Annotated in this window: 18 protein-coding genes; 8 read left to right on the top strand and 10 right to left on the bottom strand. The window is 35.9% G+C overall.

All coding sequences use genetic code 11. From position 1 onward, the window contains the following. Window positions 1–5 precede the first annotated feature (5 nt). The 3 genes from BW936_RS18575 to BW936_RS18585 are packed head-to-tail and all read right to left on the bottom strand — an operon-like array spanning window position 6 to window position 2,070. On the bottom strand, window positions 6–512 hold the full coding sequence (locus tag BW936_RS18575; RefSeq protein WP_076551239.1) for a DUF6702 family protein: 507 nt from the start codon (window positions 510–512) through the stop codon (window positions 6–8). Between the two features lie 51 nt (window positions 513–563). Further along, window positions 564–1,337: a hypothetical protein gene (locus BW936_RS18580; RefSeq protein ID WP_076551242.1), complete on the bottom strand. Its 774-nt coding sequence runs from the start codon at window positions 1,335–1,337 to the stop codon at window positions 564–566. Next, the gene (locus BW936_RS18585) at window positions 1,327–2,070 is read right to left on the bottom strand and encodes a hypothetical protein (protein WP_076551245.1); all 744 of its coding nucleotides are present in this window, start codon (window positions 2,068–2,070) and stop codon (window positions 1,327–1,329) included. The genes BW936_RS18580 and BW936_RS18585 overlap by 11 nt, the downstream gene beginning before the upstream one ends. A gap of 291 nt (window positions 2,071–2,361) precedes the next feature. Here BW936_RS18585 and BW936_RS18590 point away from each other — a divergent pair, with 291 nt between their 5' ends. The 5 genes from BW936_RS18590 (at window position 2,362) to BW936_RS20145 (ending at window position 8,177) form a co-directional block, all read left to right on the top strand. Further along, complete coding sequence (locus BW936_RS18590; RefSeq protein WP_076551248.1) at window positions 2,362–4,791, top strand: hypothetical protein; 2,430 nt, start codon at window positions 2,362–2,364, stop codon at window positions 4,789–4,791. A gap of 1 nt (window position 4,792) precedes the next feature. Further along, window positions 4,793–5,956 carry a T9SS type B sorting domain-containing protein gene (locus BW936_RS18595; RefSeq protein ID WP_076551353.1) on the top strand — a complete coding sequence of 388 codons (1,164 nt, stop codon included), beginning with the start codon at window positions 4,793–4,795 and terminating at the stop codon, window positions 5,954–5,956. Between the two features lie 373 nt (window positions 5,957–6,329). After that, a complete protein-coding gene (locus tag BW936_RS18600) occupies window positions 6,330–7,064 on the top strand; it encodes a M15 family metallopeptidase (RefSeq protein ID WP_076551251.1) in 735 nt (244 codons plus the stop codon). 39 nt (window positions 7,065–7,103) lie between these two features. Continuing rightward, on the top strand, window positions 7,104–7,868 hold the full coding sequence (locus tag BW936_RS18605) for a M48 family metalloprotease (RefSeq protein ID WP_076551254.1): 765 nt from the start codon (window positions 7,104–7,106) through the stop codon (window positions 7,866–7,868). 141 nt (window positions 7,869–8,009) lie between these two features. Next, entirely contained in the window at window positions 8,010–8,177 is a 168-nt protein-coding gene (locus BW936_RS20145; RefSeq protein ID WP_317042905.1) for a DUF6747 family protein, read from the top strand. A 106-nt stretch (window positions 8,178–8,283) separates the two neighbouring features. On the opposite strand, the gene BW936_RS18610 is transcribed toward BW936_RS20145, so the two are convergent. Then, a complete protein-coding gene (locus BW936_RS18610) occupies window positions 8,284–8,670 on the bottom strand; it encodes an ankyrin repeat domain-containing protein (RefSeq protein ID WP_076551257.1) in 387 nt (128 codons plus the stop codon). Between the two features lie 190 nt (window positions 8,671–8,860). After that, entirely contained in the window at window positions 8,861–9,253 is a 393-nt protein-coding gene (locus tag BW936_RS18615; protein WP_076551260.1) for an ankyrin repeat domain-containing protein, read from the bottom strand. A gap of 223 nt (window positions 9,254–9,476) precedes the next feature. On the opposite strand from BW936_RS18615, the gene gpmI reads away from it, so the two are divergent. The 3 genes from gpmI to BW936_RS18630 are packed head-to-tail and all read left to right on the top strand — an operon-like array spanning window position 9,477 to window position 12,618. Continuing rightward, the gene (gene gpmI, locus BW936_RS18620) at window positions 9,477–10,994 is read left to right on the top strand and encodes a 2,3-bisphosphoglycerate-independent phosphoglycerate mutase (RefSeq protein ID WP_076551263.1); all 1,518 of its coding nucleotides are present in this window, start codon (window positions 9,477–9,479) and stop codon (window positions 10,992–10,994) included. 31 nt (window positions 10,995–11,025) lie between these two features. Further along, entirely contained in the window at window positions 11,026–11,844 is an 819-nt protein-coding gene (gene map / locus BW936_RS18625; protein WP_076551266.1) for a type I methionyl aminopeptidase, read from the top strand. A gap of 9 nt (window positions 11,845–11,853) precedes the next feature. Further along, window positions 11,854–12,618, top strand: a complete 765-nt coding sequence (locus BW936_RS18630; protein WP_076551269.1) for a class I SAM-dependent methyltransferase — start codon at window positions 11,854–11,856, stop codon at window positions 12,616–12,618. On the opposite strand, the gene BW936_RS18635 is transcribed toward BW936_RS18630, so the two are convergent. The 5 genes from BW936_RS18635 to BW936_RS18655 form a co-directional block, all read right to left on the bottom strand. Then, window positions 12,619–13,632, bottom strand: a complete 1,014-nt coding sequence (locus BW936_RS18635; RefSeq protein WP_076551272.1) for an FAD:protein FMN transferase — start codon at window positions 13,630–13,632, stop codon at window positions 12,619–12,621. Continuing rightward, a complete protein-coding gene (locus BW936_RS18640; protein ID WP_076551275.1) occupies window positions 13,629–13,991 on the bottom strand; it encodes a Na(+)-translocating NADH-quinone reductase subunit F in 363 nt (120 codons plus the stop codon). Before BW936_RS18640 ends, BW936_RS18635 begins: the two co-directional genes overlap by 4 nt. Before the next feature lie 76 nt (window positions 13,992–14,067). After that, window positions 14,068–15,375, bottom strand: coding sequence for an NADH:ubiquinone reductase (Na(+)-transporting) subunit F (nqrF, locus tag BW936_RS18645; protein ID WP_076551277.1), 1,308 nt, complete (start codon window positions 15,373–15,375; stop codon window positions 14,068–14,070). 2 nt (window positions 15,376–15,377) lie between these two features. Beyond that, on the bottom strand, window positions 15,378–16,139 hold the full coding sequence (gene nqrE, locus BW936_RS18650) for an NADH:ubiquinone reductase (Na(+)-transporting) subunit E (RefSeq protein ID WP_076551280.1): 762 nt from the start codon (window positions 16,137–16,139) through the stop codon (window positions 15,378–15,380). 21 nt (window positions 16,140–16,160) lie between these two features. After that, window positions 16,161–16,808: an NADH:ubiquinone reductase (Na(+)-transporting) subunit D gene (locus tag BW936_RS18655; RefSeq protein ID WP_076551283.1), complete on the bottom strand. Its 648-nt coding sequence runs from the start codon at window positions 16,806–16,808 to the stop codon at window positions 16,161–16,163.

Here is a 16,808-nt window from a genome sequence, read left to right on the forward strand (position 1 = left end):
ATATGTTACAAATTTAACATTCCTTTAATACGTGATTTTATAAGTACGTGACTCTTTTTCTTACCATTTGCCTTAATATGTACTACATTTTGTTGATCGTCATATATATCTGTAAGCACCTCATTGGTTATACCTATCTGCTTTAAGGTTGGTAAGGGAACATTTGTTACCTCTAAATAACAAATAACCATATCTGAATCATACTTATGACCAATAAAATCATACTTAGCGGTTTTACCATTTATTTCTACCAAAAATTTGGTCCGCAGGTATTTCTCTAAGAAATCTCTATCTAATTCTGTTTCCTTTTCTGTACCCAGTACCGCTGCATAACCATACCTTTCTTTAAGAACGGTGTTCATATCATCTATGAATACGCGTGTTATAATCTGTACAGCTTGATCTTTTTCAGAATAATCTACATTGGTAACACTAATATAGAATTTATGCGCGCCCGTAAATGCAAAAAGCGGCAGTATCAAGAGCAACAAAACCGGTCTTAAAAATTTCATAGTATATTATTTCATAACTCTTTTACAAACCATGTGCCAAAGATAGTACGGCTACTTTAAAGAATTATTGGCCCTGTAAAGTATGCTTTTTTGTCGTAAATATTCCCAAATCTCTAATTCGCTATGGGTGTCTACCACCTTTTGAAATCTAGGGTCTACTTCGCAGTAGTATAAAAAATCATCAATTTTATCAATGGGAATCAAAAGTTGTTTTTGGTAAACACTATCTGCATAGAATTCTCGCACACGTTCAGTACGGTCATACAGCTTATTACGCTCTACCCTTTTTTTCAACATTTTGGTTCTACCAGAAATACTATTTAGCAAGGCATCCACACTCATGATCGGGTTCTTTGTTGCCGCTTGTAGTTCTCTTTCTGCCTTTGTAGGTATTTTAACGTAAGCATTTGGTAGCCCCAACGTAGAGGCTGTAACTATAGGGTCCAAATCTAATGTAGGTAGATCTGCCAACAAATTACCACTAAGATTATAAGGCGTTACCGTTACTTCATCTAATTCTGTAAGCGCATCTTCCAAACCTACGGAGATGAGCTTGCTTTCAAAAATAGCCGTACTGATAACTATAATTTTCTTTTTGTATTGAACAGCAGAGAACTCTAACGTATCATACAATTTTACCGGAATGGAAAAGTACCCATATTCATCTGTAATACTGGCTCTTTGAGAAGTTAAGTTCAGCACGTGTGTAGCAGCTACATCACCATCATCACTATATACCCTACCTTCCATTTTTTTAAACTCGCCAATTTGTGCGAATGTAAAAACGCTAGATAAAAGGAAAAACACAAGGTGTCTACTCCTCATTTAAATCTTTAAGAAATGACTTACTATAATTTACCAAAGCATCAATCAACTGAAATTCGTTTTCCTTTCTAAGTAATGACTGTGCCGGCATTCTAGCATCACAGTAATACAGGAATTCATTGATTTTATCTTGAGGTATATTCAAATCCATTACAAAAAAGGAATCATCGTATACCTGACGTAGCACCTCACTTACTTTCAATTTAGGAGCTTCTTCTGTTGTCTTGTCCTGAGATTTGAATATAGCCCTGAATATATTTACAAAATCGAGTCCGTTCTCCATACCTCTACTTACCTCTGACATGGCTATATTTTCAACCTCTGTGGTACGATCAATTTCATATTCATGCTCCTTAAACTCTTCGTTCTTCATTTCTAAAAAACGTTCTTGCTGCTCTGGTGTAATCACAACCTCATCTAGCTCGGTTACTTTTTCATTTACTTCTACTACCAGACGGTTGTTCGCCAAAATTTCCTCGGTTATGGTCACTACTTTAATGTTGTAGTTGACCGCGGTAAATACAAGTTGATCACCCACTTTTACATTAATACGAAACAAACCTTGATTATTGGTGATTGTGGCATGCTCGGCAGTTGAATTTATAACATTTTCATTGGGCACGCCAACATTCATATAAATTACCGAACCGTTTAAAGGTCTTCTGGTATCATCTTGAGAAAAGCCTGATACTGCTGTAAATAATACTAATAAAAAAAGTAATTTTTTGGTCATTTAGTGTGTATTAAGAAGTATAACACCCTACTCACAGGGCATTTAAAAGATAAAGAAAAGATTTGTAACCTTTATAAAAAAAAACACGCCAATAAACTTTTGTTAATTTCTTCATTGGCCGCAGTAGTTATAAGGTACGCATAAACTCTTTTCGCCAACAAAAATAGTTTATATAACGTTTATATATGTACTTCAACCTATTAGCCCTTTATTTCAACTTAAAAATAAACGGTATTAAGAAGATAACTCTATTTTTGTTTATTACCATTTTCTAGTCATAACGCACTAAGTATGAAAGCACTATTTTTTTTTATTTTATTTATCACCCTGGCAATACCGTCCGTTTTTGGACAAATTAAAATAGGAGACAATCCTCAAAATATAAATGCTTCGTCTGTTTTAGAACTGGAAAGCACCTCTAAAGTTCTGGTAATTACCCGGGTTACTTCATTAGAAATGGAAGCCATTGTACCTCATCGTGGCGGTATGGTATATAATATAGATACAGAATGTATTCATTATTACAATGGTATTCAATGGATCAATTTATGCGATGCCGTTAATTTCACCATTACCAACGACCCCATTATAAATGGCAGAAGTACAATTGAACTTACCCAACCTGCAACGGGGTACAATTTAGAAGTAGCTAAAAATAGTATTTTGGGTGATAACATTATTGATGGTGGTATAGGACCGGACGATATCCAAAATAATTCTATTACTCAGGACAAATTGGCTTCCGCCTCTGTGGGATCTGATGAAATTCGTGAAAATGCCGTTGGCTCAAATGAATTGGCCCAAGGTGCCGTAACGCCTTTAAACATGGCAAACGACTCTCCTTTCAGCGTACTAACCACCAATGAAAATGGTAATGTACAATGGGAAGATTCCAATGACCTTTATGACTTAACATTTAATAAATTAGATACCACACTAACCATTTCTAGATCTACTACCGCAGGTACCTCTAGTATTAGCTTGGGTGCTTTGATCGGTTCTGACGATCAGCAATTAGATCTCACAGGTAATATTCTAAGTATAGAAAATGACCCTAATACGTATGATTTATCTACGTATTTGCAGACCTTGAGTATTAACAATAGAACCATTTCTTTAACCAATGGTGGATCTGTAGAACTACCAGCAGGTACAGTTAATACTGACAACCAATCGCTTGCTTTAACAGGAAATACTTTAGCCATAACTGGTGGCAATTCCGTTAATCTTAATAAGTATCTTGATAATACAGATGAGCAACAATTATCTATCGTAGGTAATCGTATATCTTTAACCGATGGTGGTTTTGTAGATATCCCAAAAACAAATTTAGATGAGGGATATATTTTTATTGGAAATGCGGACAGTGACCCTGAACAATTTGAAGTAAGTGGCGACCTTACCATGAATAATATTGGAGAGTTTAGATTGGCTAATAACATCATTGATAGTTTAAACATTATAAATAGCGCAATAAGCCTTCAGAATATAAATAAAAGTGGAGCTACTAACGGACAAGTTATTAAATGGGATGAAACCTTAAACGCCGGTCAAGGTGCTTGGACTGTAGCTAATGACACCGGAGCTAATATTACTGACTCTGATATTAATGATGGATTAAGCAACCATAGCAGCACATTAGGTTATAATATTATAGTTGATAACAACACAATCGAAATTGAAGATGATGCGCTACAAGTCAAAGAAAACGCAATAGGTTTAGACCAACTGAACGCTATGGGTGCAGATACGGATGGACAGATTCTAAAGTGGAATCAAACTTCATTGACTTGGGAGTTAGGAACCGATATTGGCGGCACTCTTCCTGACGGTCAAGTTTTAGTAGGAAACGCAACCGGAGATGCAACACCACTAACGCTATATGGAGATGCTACCATTGCAAATACAGGAGAACTTTTTATTGCAGCGAACGCAGTTGAAAACACGATGATTGCTGCCAATGTTGCCGGTAACGGACTTGCCAAAAGCACAATTACAGGTGCATTGGATATTATTCCAGGAACTACGGATAACCAAATATTAAAGTGGAACAATACAACTTTAATTTGGGAATTAGGAACTGATAATGGAGGTGTTCCAGATTCGGCAGCAGGAACAATTCTATTTTCTGACGGCTCAAATTCTATAAACGTTAACGAAACAGAACTATTTTGGGATAATACTAACAATAGATTAGGCATTGGAACTATTACCCCAGATAGGGTATTAGATGTAGATGGCGAAACCAAATCTACCAGTTTCACATCAAGCGAAGGCTCTGTCGGACAACCAGCGTATGGCTTCTACACAAACGATGACTATGATACAGGAATGTATCGTATTGCAGCTGATGAAATAGGATTTTCTGTTGGAGGAAACTTAGCCTTAACTATAGACGAACCAAGAACCGGCATAACAAACGTTACAATAAACGGTTCTTTCTCCACAAATATTAGAACCGATAACAATAATGGAAATATTTTGGTGGCAGAAAATGACTACACATTAATCATAAGCAATGCCACTAGCGTTGTTTTACCTGCTCCTTCGACTACAGGACTTGGTTTAAATATCGGTAAAATTTATATCCTAAAAAACACTTCTGGCGCTCCTATTTCAATAAGTCAATTTTCCGATTCAGAAGGAGACAACTCCGTTTTATTTCCTCCAGGAATTTTAAAGCTACAAAGCGATGGCAGTTTATGGCATCAAATTAATTAAAATGAAAAAAATAGCCTTCTTACTTTTCTCTCTATCCACCGCACTTATAGCTGCCCAGAGCGCCTTATACAACAATGGCAACCTGCGCATTCACGAAGGTGGTGCTATTGGCTTTCATACCCACCTTATAAACGAATCTCCTTTAGATAATAATCTTGGTCTGGCAGGCTTTTATGGTCCGGCACTTTTAACCGTTTCCGGCAGTATTACGCCGCAATTCTATGATATGGAAATTGCTTTGGAGAACAATATGCAACTGAACCTAGGTATGGACAATGTGGGCAACACCAACTTTATTTTTGGTAATATTAGCACCAACCTTTCGCAACCAGACATTTTCTACAACTTTATAAATAGTTCATTTTATAGTGGTGAAAATGACTTCAGCAAAATTGAAGGCTATGCGGCAATTACCAATCAGCAAAATTTTGGTTTTCCGATCGGTGACGCCCAATACCTAAGACCTTTGGTCATAAAATCTGAGAGCGTTAACCTATTTGCCAAATGCGCCTATTTCTTTGAGAATCCCAATAACCCTACCTCTCTACCGGAAACATTCAACACAACTTCTACCGCCTTAGATGTAGAAAATGTTAGCACTGTTGAATTTTGGCGATTAGAAGGCTCAATCTCATCAACAGTGTCATTAAGCTGGAATCCGCGTAGTGCCATGGCCAACCTTACAGATGATATTGCTCTGATTATACCTGTTGGGTGGCACAAAACTTTAAAAGAATGGGTCAACCTATCTAACGGTGCTTCCTTAGGCTCTTTAAACGAAGGAATTACTACCACCACCGCATTTATACCAGATGATTATGAGGTCATTACCCTTGGCACTTCCAAGAAACCATATGAACCGCTGTCCAAAAAGGTATTAACATTAGACAATTTCTATGTCTCGGTAAATGGCGACGGCGTAAACGATAGCTTTTTTATAGAAGAGTTACAGGAATTCAACAGCAACTTAGTACAGATTTATGATCGTTATGGTCTAAAAGTATTCGAAAAAACAGATTACCTAGATGATTTTGTAGGTTTTTCTAATATAAACAATGTTCCGTTTGGCGCAAAAGAAGGCTTACCGTCAGGGGTTTATTTTTACACTATCTACATCCCTGAAGAAGACCTACAATACCAAGGTTTTCTATACCTAACACGTTAAAAAATGGCTTAAGCCAGCTTCACCATAATCATCAGATTATTTTATTTACTTGTTTATAAAATAAAACGACCAGCCCACTTCCTAATTTAACATATTGCCCCTACTTAAGAATCAACTTTTTTTCTGCAGAATCTTGATTGTATGAGGCTACCGCACAAGTGTACCTCTACCTTGAACTTACGTTGTATAAAAATATTAACCTTTTTATTACAGTTAATTACCGGAAACACGCATTTTGAAAATGGCACAGTGAACTTTTTAAGATCAAGATTCACTATTTTTACTATCACATTGCATGGTTTCCTACTTTCATTTTTTTCGTCTTGATCAAGTTTGGCAAATCTTTTGTACTAAATAACACCAAAATAGAATTATGCAGAGAAGAACGTTTATCAATAGAAGCAGCACGGCAGCTTTAGCACTTGCACTTGCCCCAAATTTCTTTATACAAGAAGACACAGAGTATAGTATTTTAGAACTCATGGGTAAAGAGGACATTAAACTATACGGTAAAGGTATTAACCTTAGAAAAGAAGCTCACGATGCTTTTCTTGAAATGAAAAAAGCAGCTTATAAAGATGGTATTGATCTTAAAATAGTATCAAGCTTTAGAAATTACGATAGACAAGAAGCCATTTTTGAGCGTAAGTTTTTAAAATATACAGACGTTGATGGCATGGAACCAGCAGATGCTATTGATAAAATTATTGAATATTCTACCATTCCCGGCACTAGCAGACACCATTGGGGCACTGACATTGATGTAGTTGACGGCTATAGAAAAGTAGATGGCGATGTGCTGGTTCCTCATAAATATGAAGGCGATGGACCATACGTTGATTTTAAAAAGTGGATGGATGAAAACTCAGAGACCTATGGCTTCTATTTAGTATATACCAATGAGGCTAAAAGAAAAGGCTTTAAATATGAGCCATGGCATTATAGCTATGCTCCATTATCCATACCCATGTTAGAACAATTCAGAGGTAAGAACATTGCTTCTATTATAATACGTGAAGATTACTATGGTGCCGAGCATTTTACAATGAACTTTTTAAAATCTTATATTCAAAATAATATTTTAGATATCAATAGAGACCTGTTATAAGCATTTTGTACCTTAGCCTCTGTACCATAACACATTACCATGAGAAGAGGAAGTTGGAAAATTAGAATATTCATAGGTTTGGCCATTGTAGCATTTGCTTTCATACAGAAATGTAGCAATACAGAAAAAAATCCTTATACAGGTCGCTCCCAACATATTACAATGACCTCTGATCAAGAAATTGCCATAGGCTTGCAAAGCGCTCCAGAAATGGCACAACAGCATGGTGGCCTTTATCCTGATCAACAACTACAATCATTTGTTGCTTCTGTAGGGAATAAATTGGTTCAAAATAGCATTGCCAAAGAAACACCCTATCAATATAACTTTCATTTACTGGCAGACGAACAGACCATTAACGCCTTTGCATTACCTGGTGGACAATGTTTTATTACCTACGCTTTATTCTCCCAGCTTAACGAAGCTCAATTAGCCGGGGTTCTTGGCCATGAAATAGCTCATGTGATCGGAAGACATTCTGCAGAAAGAATTGCCGATAGCCAAACATGGCAAACTGCAACTATGGGGGCAACCGTTGGCGCAGGAGATATGGGGAGTATTGTAGGAAGCATAGGTCAGAATACATTACTAAAAAATGGACGAGGTGATGAGTTGGAAAGTGATGAATTAGGTGTCCTTTTCATGATACAATCTGGTTATGATCCTTATGAAATGATCAATGTCATGAAAATTTTGAAAGCGGCCGGAGGACCAAACCGCACCCCAGAGTTTCAGAACACACACCCTGACCCTGAAAATAGAATTGAAAAGATCAAAGATGCCATAGAAAAGTACAAAAATTAAGGTTGACCCGATTTTAGTGCTCTTCATCTATACCCCGCTATATGGTGTTTATAATTTTGTAACTTTGACTAAGTCCCAAACTTATTTTACCATTTATGAATTGCCTTTATAGCTATAATTTAATCACAGAAGAATACTATAATGGGAACAATTACACATTTTAAAAGTTTGTACGTACAGGCATTTGAGAATTGTAAACCAGAAATATTGGTTACAATTTTAAAAGTTTACTCTGTATTTTGCGCACTAATGATATTTATGGCATTATATGCCTTCGTAGTTAGAGCAGCAAATGGATTTGATTTTTAACGCGTTTTACTCTTTTACCTGAACACTATTTGGAGTAGAAATTTGCATTATCAAAAAAGGCTCATTGATATTTCAATGAGCCTTTTTAATTGTATTAATAATTGAACTAGACCCCTTCTTTAATTACTTTCAATGCATCCATAGCATTCGACATTTTTGCATAGTCTTTTGCTGTATAACCTTGATCACTCTTAATATTTAAATTTGCTCCGTTCAATACCAATACCTTTAATACTTCTACTTTGTTATATCTAGCGGCATACATGGCCGGGGTAAGACCTAATGACTTTTCATTAAGTTCTTCGCCCAAAGCCAACAAGCTTCTCACTTTATTTACATCGCCTTTTATAACCGCCTTGCACAAAGAACTTATTTCATCATTAGCAGAAATAGAAATATTTTCTTTCAAATGAACTTGATTGGTGGAATTTGCATACGTTGCCGAAAATACAAAAACACAAAAACAGCACATAATTACAATTGAATTTTTCATAATATTTACGTTTTATTGATTCCTATAATTACTGATTACATAAATTTAACTATACAACTTTATTAAAAAATCAATTTTAAGAAAGAAATAGTAAATATTTAACAATTAAGCAAAGTAAAAAATTACGCAGCTATTGATTAAAAAATATTTTAGCGTACATCTGCCAAATAATGCTTAAGCTATATGTCAATTAACCTCCTATGGATGCTTCAATTAATGCTAAAGCTTCAGTAGCATTAGATAACTCCGCATATCGTTTTGCAGTGTGCCCTTGGCTACTCTGCACCTTTAGATCTGCCCCATTATCTATAAGCATTTTTAATACAGCTACTTTATTATAACGTGCGGCAAACATTGCAGGTGTCATTCCTAAAGATTTTTGGTTTACATCTTCCCCCAAAGCAATAAGACGCTTTACGGTCTCTAAATCTCCTTGCATTACGGCTTTACAGAAAGAACTTATAGCTATTGTAGATACAAGTTCGTGATCATTAACAGGTGCGGAATTTTCATTTTCAGCAGCTAAAACAGTTGTTCCTACGGTAAGAGCTACCATAGATAATGTAAGAATTACTTTTTTCATGATGATTGATTTTAATTGATGAGTACAATAGTGTACATTTAAAAGACGCTATTCAGCAAAAATTGTTTCATCCTTTAACATTGTTATAACTAAACTTTAACAAACCAATCTTCGTCTAAACTAAAAAAATGTTGCGTTACGCCATCTAAATAAAAAAGGTAGCTCATCTTGTAGCTTAACTTAGTAGAACATAGTATTTTTGTACTCTTAAAACCTTAAGAAGATGAACAAAAAAGTAATCTTAATGATACTAGATGGCTGGGGTAAATCTCCTGACCCATCTGTATCTGCCGTAGATAAAGCCAATACTCCGTTTATAGACAGTTTATATACCAAATATGCAAATTCTAACCTTCTTACCGATGGTATGAACGTAGGTCTGCCCGAAGGTCAAATGGGTAATAGTGAAGTAGGTCACATGAATTTGGGAGCCGGTAGAATTGTTTATCAAGATTTAGCTAAGATCAATAAGGCCGTTAAAGAAAATACTTTAAGTTCCGAACCTGTCTTAAAGAGCGCTTTTGAATATGCTAAAAAGAACAATAAAGATGTTCACTTTTTAGGACTATTAAGTGACGGCGGCGTACATAGCCACACCAATCATATCAAAGGATTGATTGCAGCCGGAAAAGAATCTGGTGTAGAAAATATGTATTTACACGCTTTTACCGATGGTAGAGATGTAGACCCTAAAAGTGGAAAAGGTTTTTTAGAAGATATAGTACACTATAGTGCCGATAAAAACACAAAATTAGCCACCGTAATAGGTAGATACTATGCTATGGATCGTGATAAACGATGGGAACGTGTTAAGGAAGCTTATGATGTTATTGTAAATGCAGAAGGTGAAAAATCAACTGACATTGGCAAAAGCATTCAACAAAGTTACGATAATGACATTACTGACGAGTTTATAAAACCTATAGTCATGACCAGTACAGATGGTACCCCTATTGCCTCTGTAAAAGAAGACGACGTTGTCATATTCTTCAACTTTAGAACAGATCGTGGTAGAGAATTAACCCAAGTTTTAAGTCAGGTGGATATGCATGAACAAAACATGCACAAGCTTAACTTGTATTATGTTACTTTGACCAACTATGACGAGTCTTACAATAATGTTCATGTCGTATACAATAAAGATAATATCGTTGAAACATTAGGAGAGGTTTTGGCCAATGCCGGCAAAAAGCAAATACGTATTGCCGAAACGGAAAAGTACCCACACGTAACTTTCTTTTTCAACGGTGGCAGAGAAGTTCCTTTTGAAGGGGAATCTCGTATTTTATGTCCTTCACCCAAGGTTGCTACTTATGACCTTCAACCAGAAATGAGCGCTTATGAAATTAGGGATAAAATTGTTCCTGAAATTCAAAAGGGAGATGTTGATTTTGTATGTCTAAACTTCGCAAATCCTGATATGGTTGGTCATACCGGAGTTATGGAAGCTGCAGTAAAAGCTTGTGAAACCGTAGATGAATGTGCAAAAGATGTTATTACAGCAGCCATTGAAAAAGATTACTCCGTTATTGTTATTGCCGATCATGGCAACTGCGAGACAATGGTCAATGAAGATGGTAGTCCTAACACAGCACACACTACCAACCCTGTTCCATTAATTTTAGTAGATAAGGATATTCACCAAATAAAAGATGGTGTTTTAGGAGATATAGCACCTACGATCTTAAAATTAATGGGTGTAGAAAAATCAAAATTTATGACCCAAAATTCTTTGGTGTAAATTTAGACGCATTAGAAAAGGACAAGATTTTATGATAAAAATAAAAACAGCCGAAGAAATTGAATTAATGCGTGAAAGCGCATTAATCGTTTCTAAAACATTAGGAATGATTGCCTCTGAGGTAAAACCTGGCGTTACTACACTTCAGCTTGATACTTTAGCTGAAACTTTTATTCGGGACCATGGTGCAGTACCCGGATTCTTAGGTCTATATGATTTCCCTAATTCATTATGCATGAGTCCAAATGCTCAGGTAGTACACGGTATTCCAAATAACACTCCTCTAGTTGAAGGTGACATTATTTCAATTGACTGTGGAGCTTTAAAAAATGATTTTTACGGAGATCATGCCTATACTTTTGAAGTAGGAGAAGTTAGCCCAGAAATTAAAAAACTACTAGACGTCACTAAAAAATCATTATACGTTGGTATACGAGAATTTAAGGTAGGCAACCGTGTTGGCGATGTGGGATATGCTATTCAAAAATTTACTGAGGACCATGGATATGGCGTTGTCCGTGAATTGGTTGGTCATGGTTTAGGCAGAAAAATGCATGAAGGTCCTGAAATGCCTAATTATGGTAGACGTGGTAGAGGAAAGAAATTTGTAGAAGGTATGACCGTTGCCATTGAACCTATGACAAACATGGGCACAAAGAGCATTAAACAGTTAAAAGATGGCTGGACAATTCTTACCGCAGATGGTAAACCTAGTGCTCATTTTGAACATGATGTTGCCATCGTCAATGGAAAACCAGAATTACTATCTACTTTCAAATATATTTATGACGCTTTAGGCATTATCAGCGATGAGGAAGATGAGTTTACTTCATCTACAATGAAAAGCTAGAACTTACAGATGAAGAAAATTTTTAAATTTTTTCTTAACCTAATTCCAAGACCTGTATTAATATCTTTTAGTTATCTAGTAAAGCCTTTTTTTAAGGCATATTACCGAGGTAATACTTATGAAGACCCCATTGACGGAAATACTTTTCGTAGTTTTTTACCTTACGGATATGAAAAACCACGAGAAAATGTTCTCTCCCCTTCTACCCTATCCTTAGAACGCCATCGTTTACTGTGGTTATTTTTAAAGGAGGAGACTGATTTTTTTACAGCTAAGTTACATGTATTGCATTTTGCCCCCGAACAAGCTTTCTACAAAAGATTTAGAAAACTAAAAAACCTTAATTACGTTACCACCGATCTAGACTCTCCCTTAGCAGACGTTAAGGCAGATATTTGCCACTTACCATTTGATGACGATACATTTGATGTTATTTTATGTAATCACGTATTAGAGCATATACCTGATGACACGAAAGCCATGTCTGAATTATATAGAATTCTAAAACCCGGCGGTTGGGGTGTTTTTCAAATTCCGCAAGATTTAAGCAGAAAAGAAACCTTTGAAGATGATAGCATAACCAACAAGTTGGAACGTGCTAAAATATTTGGACAATACGATCATGTACGCATTTACGGTAGAGACTATTTTGACAAATTAAGAACTATAGGCTTTACTGTAGTTGAAATTGATTTTACCAAGCTCATGAGCCAAGAAAACATCCATAGATATCGTTTAGCACCAGGCGAGATAATTCCATTTGTAAAGAAATAATTACTCCACTACAAGTGCTTTAAAACCTGTTGTTAAATACTCTTGTGTATCGCCATTCTCATCTAAGTAAATAATGTAAGCCTCTAGTCGTTTGTTTTCACTTATAAGCATAAAGGCATCATCTAGATCCATAGCCATAAACGCCGTAGCATAGGCATCTGCAGTAGCACAGTTATCTGCCAGTATAGTTACCGCAAGTGTGTTGGATAATTGGGTAAACCCCGTTTTTGGATTTACAGTATGTACATACTTTTTTCCTGTTTCTTCATCAATTCTATACTTACGGTAGTTTCCAGAAGAAGCCAAGGCTCTATCATTTAGATTAACTAGTATTTTACTGCCTCTATTTTCCTGTATTTGCGGATCATCTATACCTACAACCCATGACTTATCTTTAATCGTATTCTTTCCTTTTGCAACCAACTCTCCACCAACTTCTATAAGGTAATTTTCAACTCCTTTTGCATTAAGCATAGCTGCAAGCCTATCAATAGAATATCCTTTTGCGATGGCATTAAAATCTAAATAGATGTTGGGGTTTGTCTTTATTATCCGATTATTATCATTTAAAGAAATCTTATCTAACCCGACAAAATTTAACAGGCTATCAATTTTTAGGCTGTCCATTGATATTTGCCTTTCTGGTCCAAAGCCCCACGCATTTACAAGAGTACCTACTGTTGGGTCAAAATAGCCGTTTGTCTCATGGTATATCTTTTTAGAAAGACTAAACACATCTTTAAACATTTCATCTACAACAATAGTACTATCTCCTTTATTTATTCTTGAGATATCAGATTCTGGAATATAGGTAGATAAAGAATTATTGATAACGGCGAAAACCGAATCAATATCTTTTTGAAAATCCATTTGTTCATCGGTAATAGAAATAATACTATAAGAGGTTCCTAACGCGCTACCTGCATTATCATTACGAAATCCACCTTTTTTTTCATTTTTACAGGATTGAAATAACCCTACTACCATTGCTACTACTAATACATATTTTCTCATATCTCAACTAAACCATCATAATCAACAATATATTCCTCATCTAAATAAACCGGCAAATTATGGTCTGACGCGTTAACCAAACCTACTCCCGCATAAAATGTGGTAGCCTCAAACTTTACAGCATGCTCTTTCATCTTCTGAAGATCAGACATAAAGAAATCCATGTCTTTTGGGTCGCCTGGGTATTCAATAGCTTTAACCACTACAAAGCGCATCTTTTTATCTTTGGTACATACAAACTGCGGATTTTTTCGCAATTCACTGTTCACTGCTAAAAACTCAAACCCTGCTTCTTCCAATTGTTTACCAACAATATTCATTGCCAAGTTATGAAGTTCTTGTTCTGTTAATACATGCATTTTCGACTATTTTATTATAAAAAAAAACCGATATATTATATATCGGTTAGTTTTCTTTAATTCAACAACTTAGGGATTATCCTCCAAAGTCATCAAAACGTATATGTTCATCTGGGATACCGAAATCTTCACCCATTTTCTGAACAGCTTTGTTCATCAATGGAGGTCCACAGAAATAAAGTTCTATATCTTCTGGAGACTCATGAAGACTTAAGTAGTTATCAATTACACAATTGTGTATAAACCCTACAAAACCATCACCAGGTGCATCTATATTTTCTTTAACTTTCCAATTATCTTCCTCTTGAGGCTCAGAAAGAGCTAAGTAGAATTTAAAATTAGGAAACTCTTCTTCTAATTTATAGAAGTGATCTAAATAAAACAATTCTCTTTTAGAACGACCACCATACCAATACGTTACCTTTCTTTTGGTCTTTAATGTTTTGAACAAATGATATAGGTGAGAACGCATTGGTGCCATACCTGCACCACCACCTACGTACAACATTTCAGAATCTGACTCATTGATGAAGAATTCACCATAAGGACCAGAAATAGTACAATCATCACCGGGCTTTAAATTAAAGATGTAAGATGATGCAACACCAGGATTAACATCCATCCAGCCATTCTTGGCACGATCCCAAGGCGGTGTAGCAATACGTACATTCAACATAATTTCTCTACCTTCAGCAGGAAAAGAAGCCATGGAATATGCTCTTTCAACCGTCTCTGGATTTTTCATCGTTAATGGCCATAGGTTAAATTTATCCCATTCCGCTTTAAACTTATCCGGAGTTTCATGTTCCTCTGGGTGAGCAGTAATATCTATATCAGCATATTTCACCTCACACTCAGGAATTTCAATTTGAATATAACCACCAGCTTTGTAGCCCATATCCTCAGGAATCTCAACTACAAATTCCTTAATAAAAGAAGCTACGTTATAATTACGCACCACTTTGGCCGGCCACTTCTTTATTCCAAATACCTCTTCTGGAATGGTAATTTCCATGTCTTGCTTTACTTTAACTTGACAAGCTAAACGTGCACCATGGTTTAATTCTTTTTTAGAAAAATGAGGGGTCTCCGTTGGTAACGCTTCACCGCCACCAGAAAGCACATGACATTCACATTGAATACATGTTCCACCACCACCACAGGCTGATGGTAAAAATACTTTTTGATTACCTAAAGTAGATAACAACGAACCACCAGAAGCAACTTCAATCTTTTTTTCTCCATTAATAGTAATGGTCACTGGACCTGATGGAGAAAGTTTTTGTTTGGTAAACAGTAGTAAGGCCACCAACACCATTAACAGTATTAAAAATGCGACAACGGTTATTACTATAGTTCCGCCAGTACTTGCAGCTAAAATCATGTTTATTTATTTACGTCGTTATAAGAAATAACCTTTTCGTCAATTTCTTCGTTCTTTTCTACTATTACTTCTTTTACAGGAGTAACTTTCTCTGGTTGACTTACCTGATTAACTTGTTCGTTAGCTTCTTCAGCCTCTTCTCCACCTCCGGTTAACATACCACCAAAACTTTGAAAGCCAATACCCATTAAACCTGTAATGATAAATGTAATACCTAAACCTCTTAAAGGTGCCGGAACATTACTATACCTGATCTTTTCACGAATGGCTGCGATAGCTAATATGGCCAAAAACCAACCAATACCAGAACTAACACCGTAATTGAAAGCTAATCCCAATGTTTCGATCTCCCTTGCCTGCATGAATAATGATCCTCCAAGGATAGCACAGTTTACCGCAATTAACGGTAAAAATATACCCAAAGAGTTATATAATGATGGTGAAAATTTTTCAACTACAATCTCTACCAATTGAACCATAGTTGCTATGGTTGCAATAAATAGGATAAAAGATAAAAAGCTCAGGTTATAATCTGCATATTCAGGACCAAGCCAAACTAAAGCTCCGTCTTGCAACAAATATTTATCCAATAGCCAATTCATTGGTACCGTCACCGCCAATACAAATATTACAGCAGCACCTAAACCAACCGCTGTAGCCACTTTTTTGGATACCGCCAAATAAGAACACATCCCCAAGAACACGGCAAATACCATGTTATCTATAAAGATGGACTTAAAAAATAATTCTACATGTTCTAACATAATTTCTACTTAAATATCTATTTAATTCTCTTCTACAAGCGCTGGGTTCCTTGAGCGTTGCACCCAAATAATGATACCAACCACGATCAATGCTGCCGGAGGAATAATCATAAAACCATTATTCTCATAACCTGTAGCGTATAACCCCGTCTTTGTAATAGGATCCCCTAATACCGGAAAACCTAAAAGCGTACCAGAACCTAGTAACTCCCTAAAAAAGCCTACTATTATCAGAATAATCCCGTAGCCTAGAGCATTACCAATGCCATCTAAAAATGAACGCCATGGTCCATTCGCCAAAGCGAAAGCTTCAAAACGCCCCATGATAATACAATTGGTAATAATTAAACCAATAAAGGCACCTAGAGTCTTACTTAATTCATAAGCATATGCTTTTAGTACTTGATCCACGATAATCACTAATGTAGCCACAACAATAAGCTGTGCTATAATCCTAATTTTTGAAGGTATGATATCCCTCATCAAGGATATTACCACATTTCCTGTAGCCATTACAAAAATTACTGAAATAGCCATTACAATTGATGCCTCTAACTCAGCTGTAATAGCAAGAGCTGAACAAATACCCAACACCTGTATGGTAATAGGATTATTATCCGTTAAAGGATCTAAAATTAAATTGGTATCTTTTTTTGATAGTAGTGCCAT

This window comes from Maribacter ulvicola (assembly GCF_900155985.1).
Taxonomy (GTDB): domain Bacteria; phylum Bacteroidota; class Bacteroidia; order Flavobacteriales; family Flavobacteriaceae; genus Maribacter; species Maribacter ulvicola.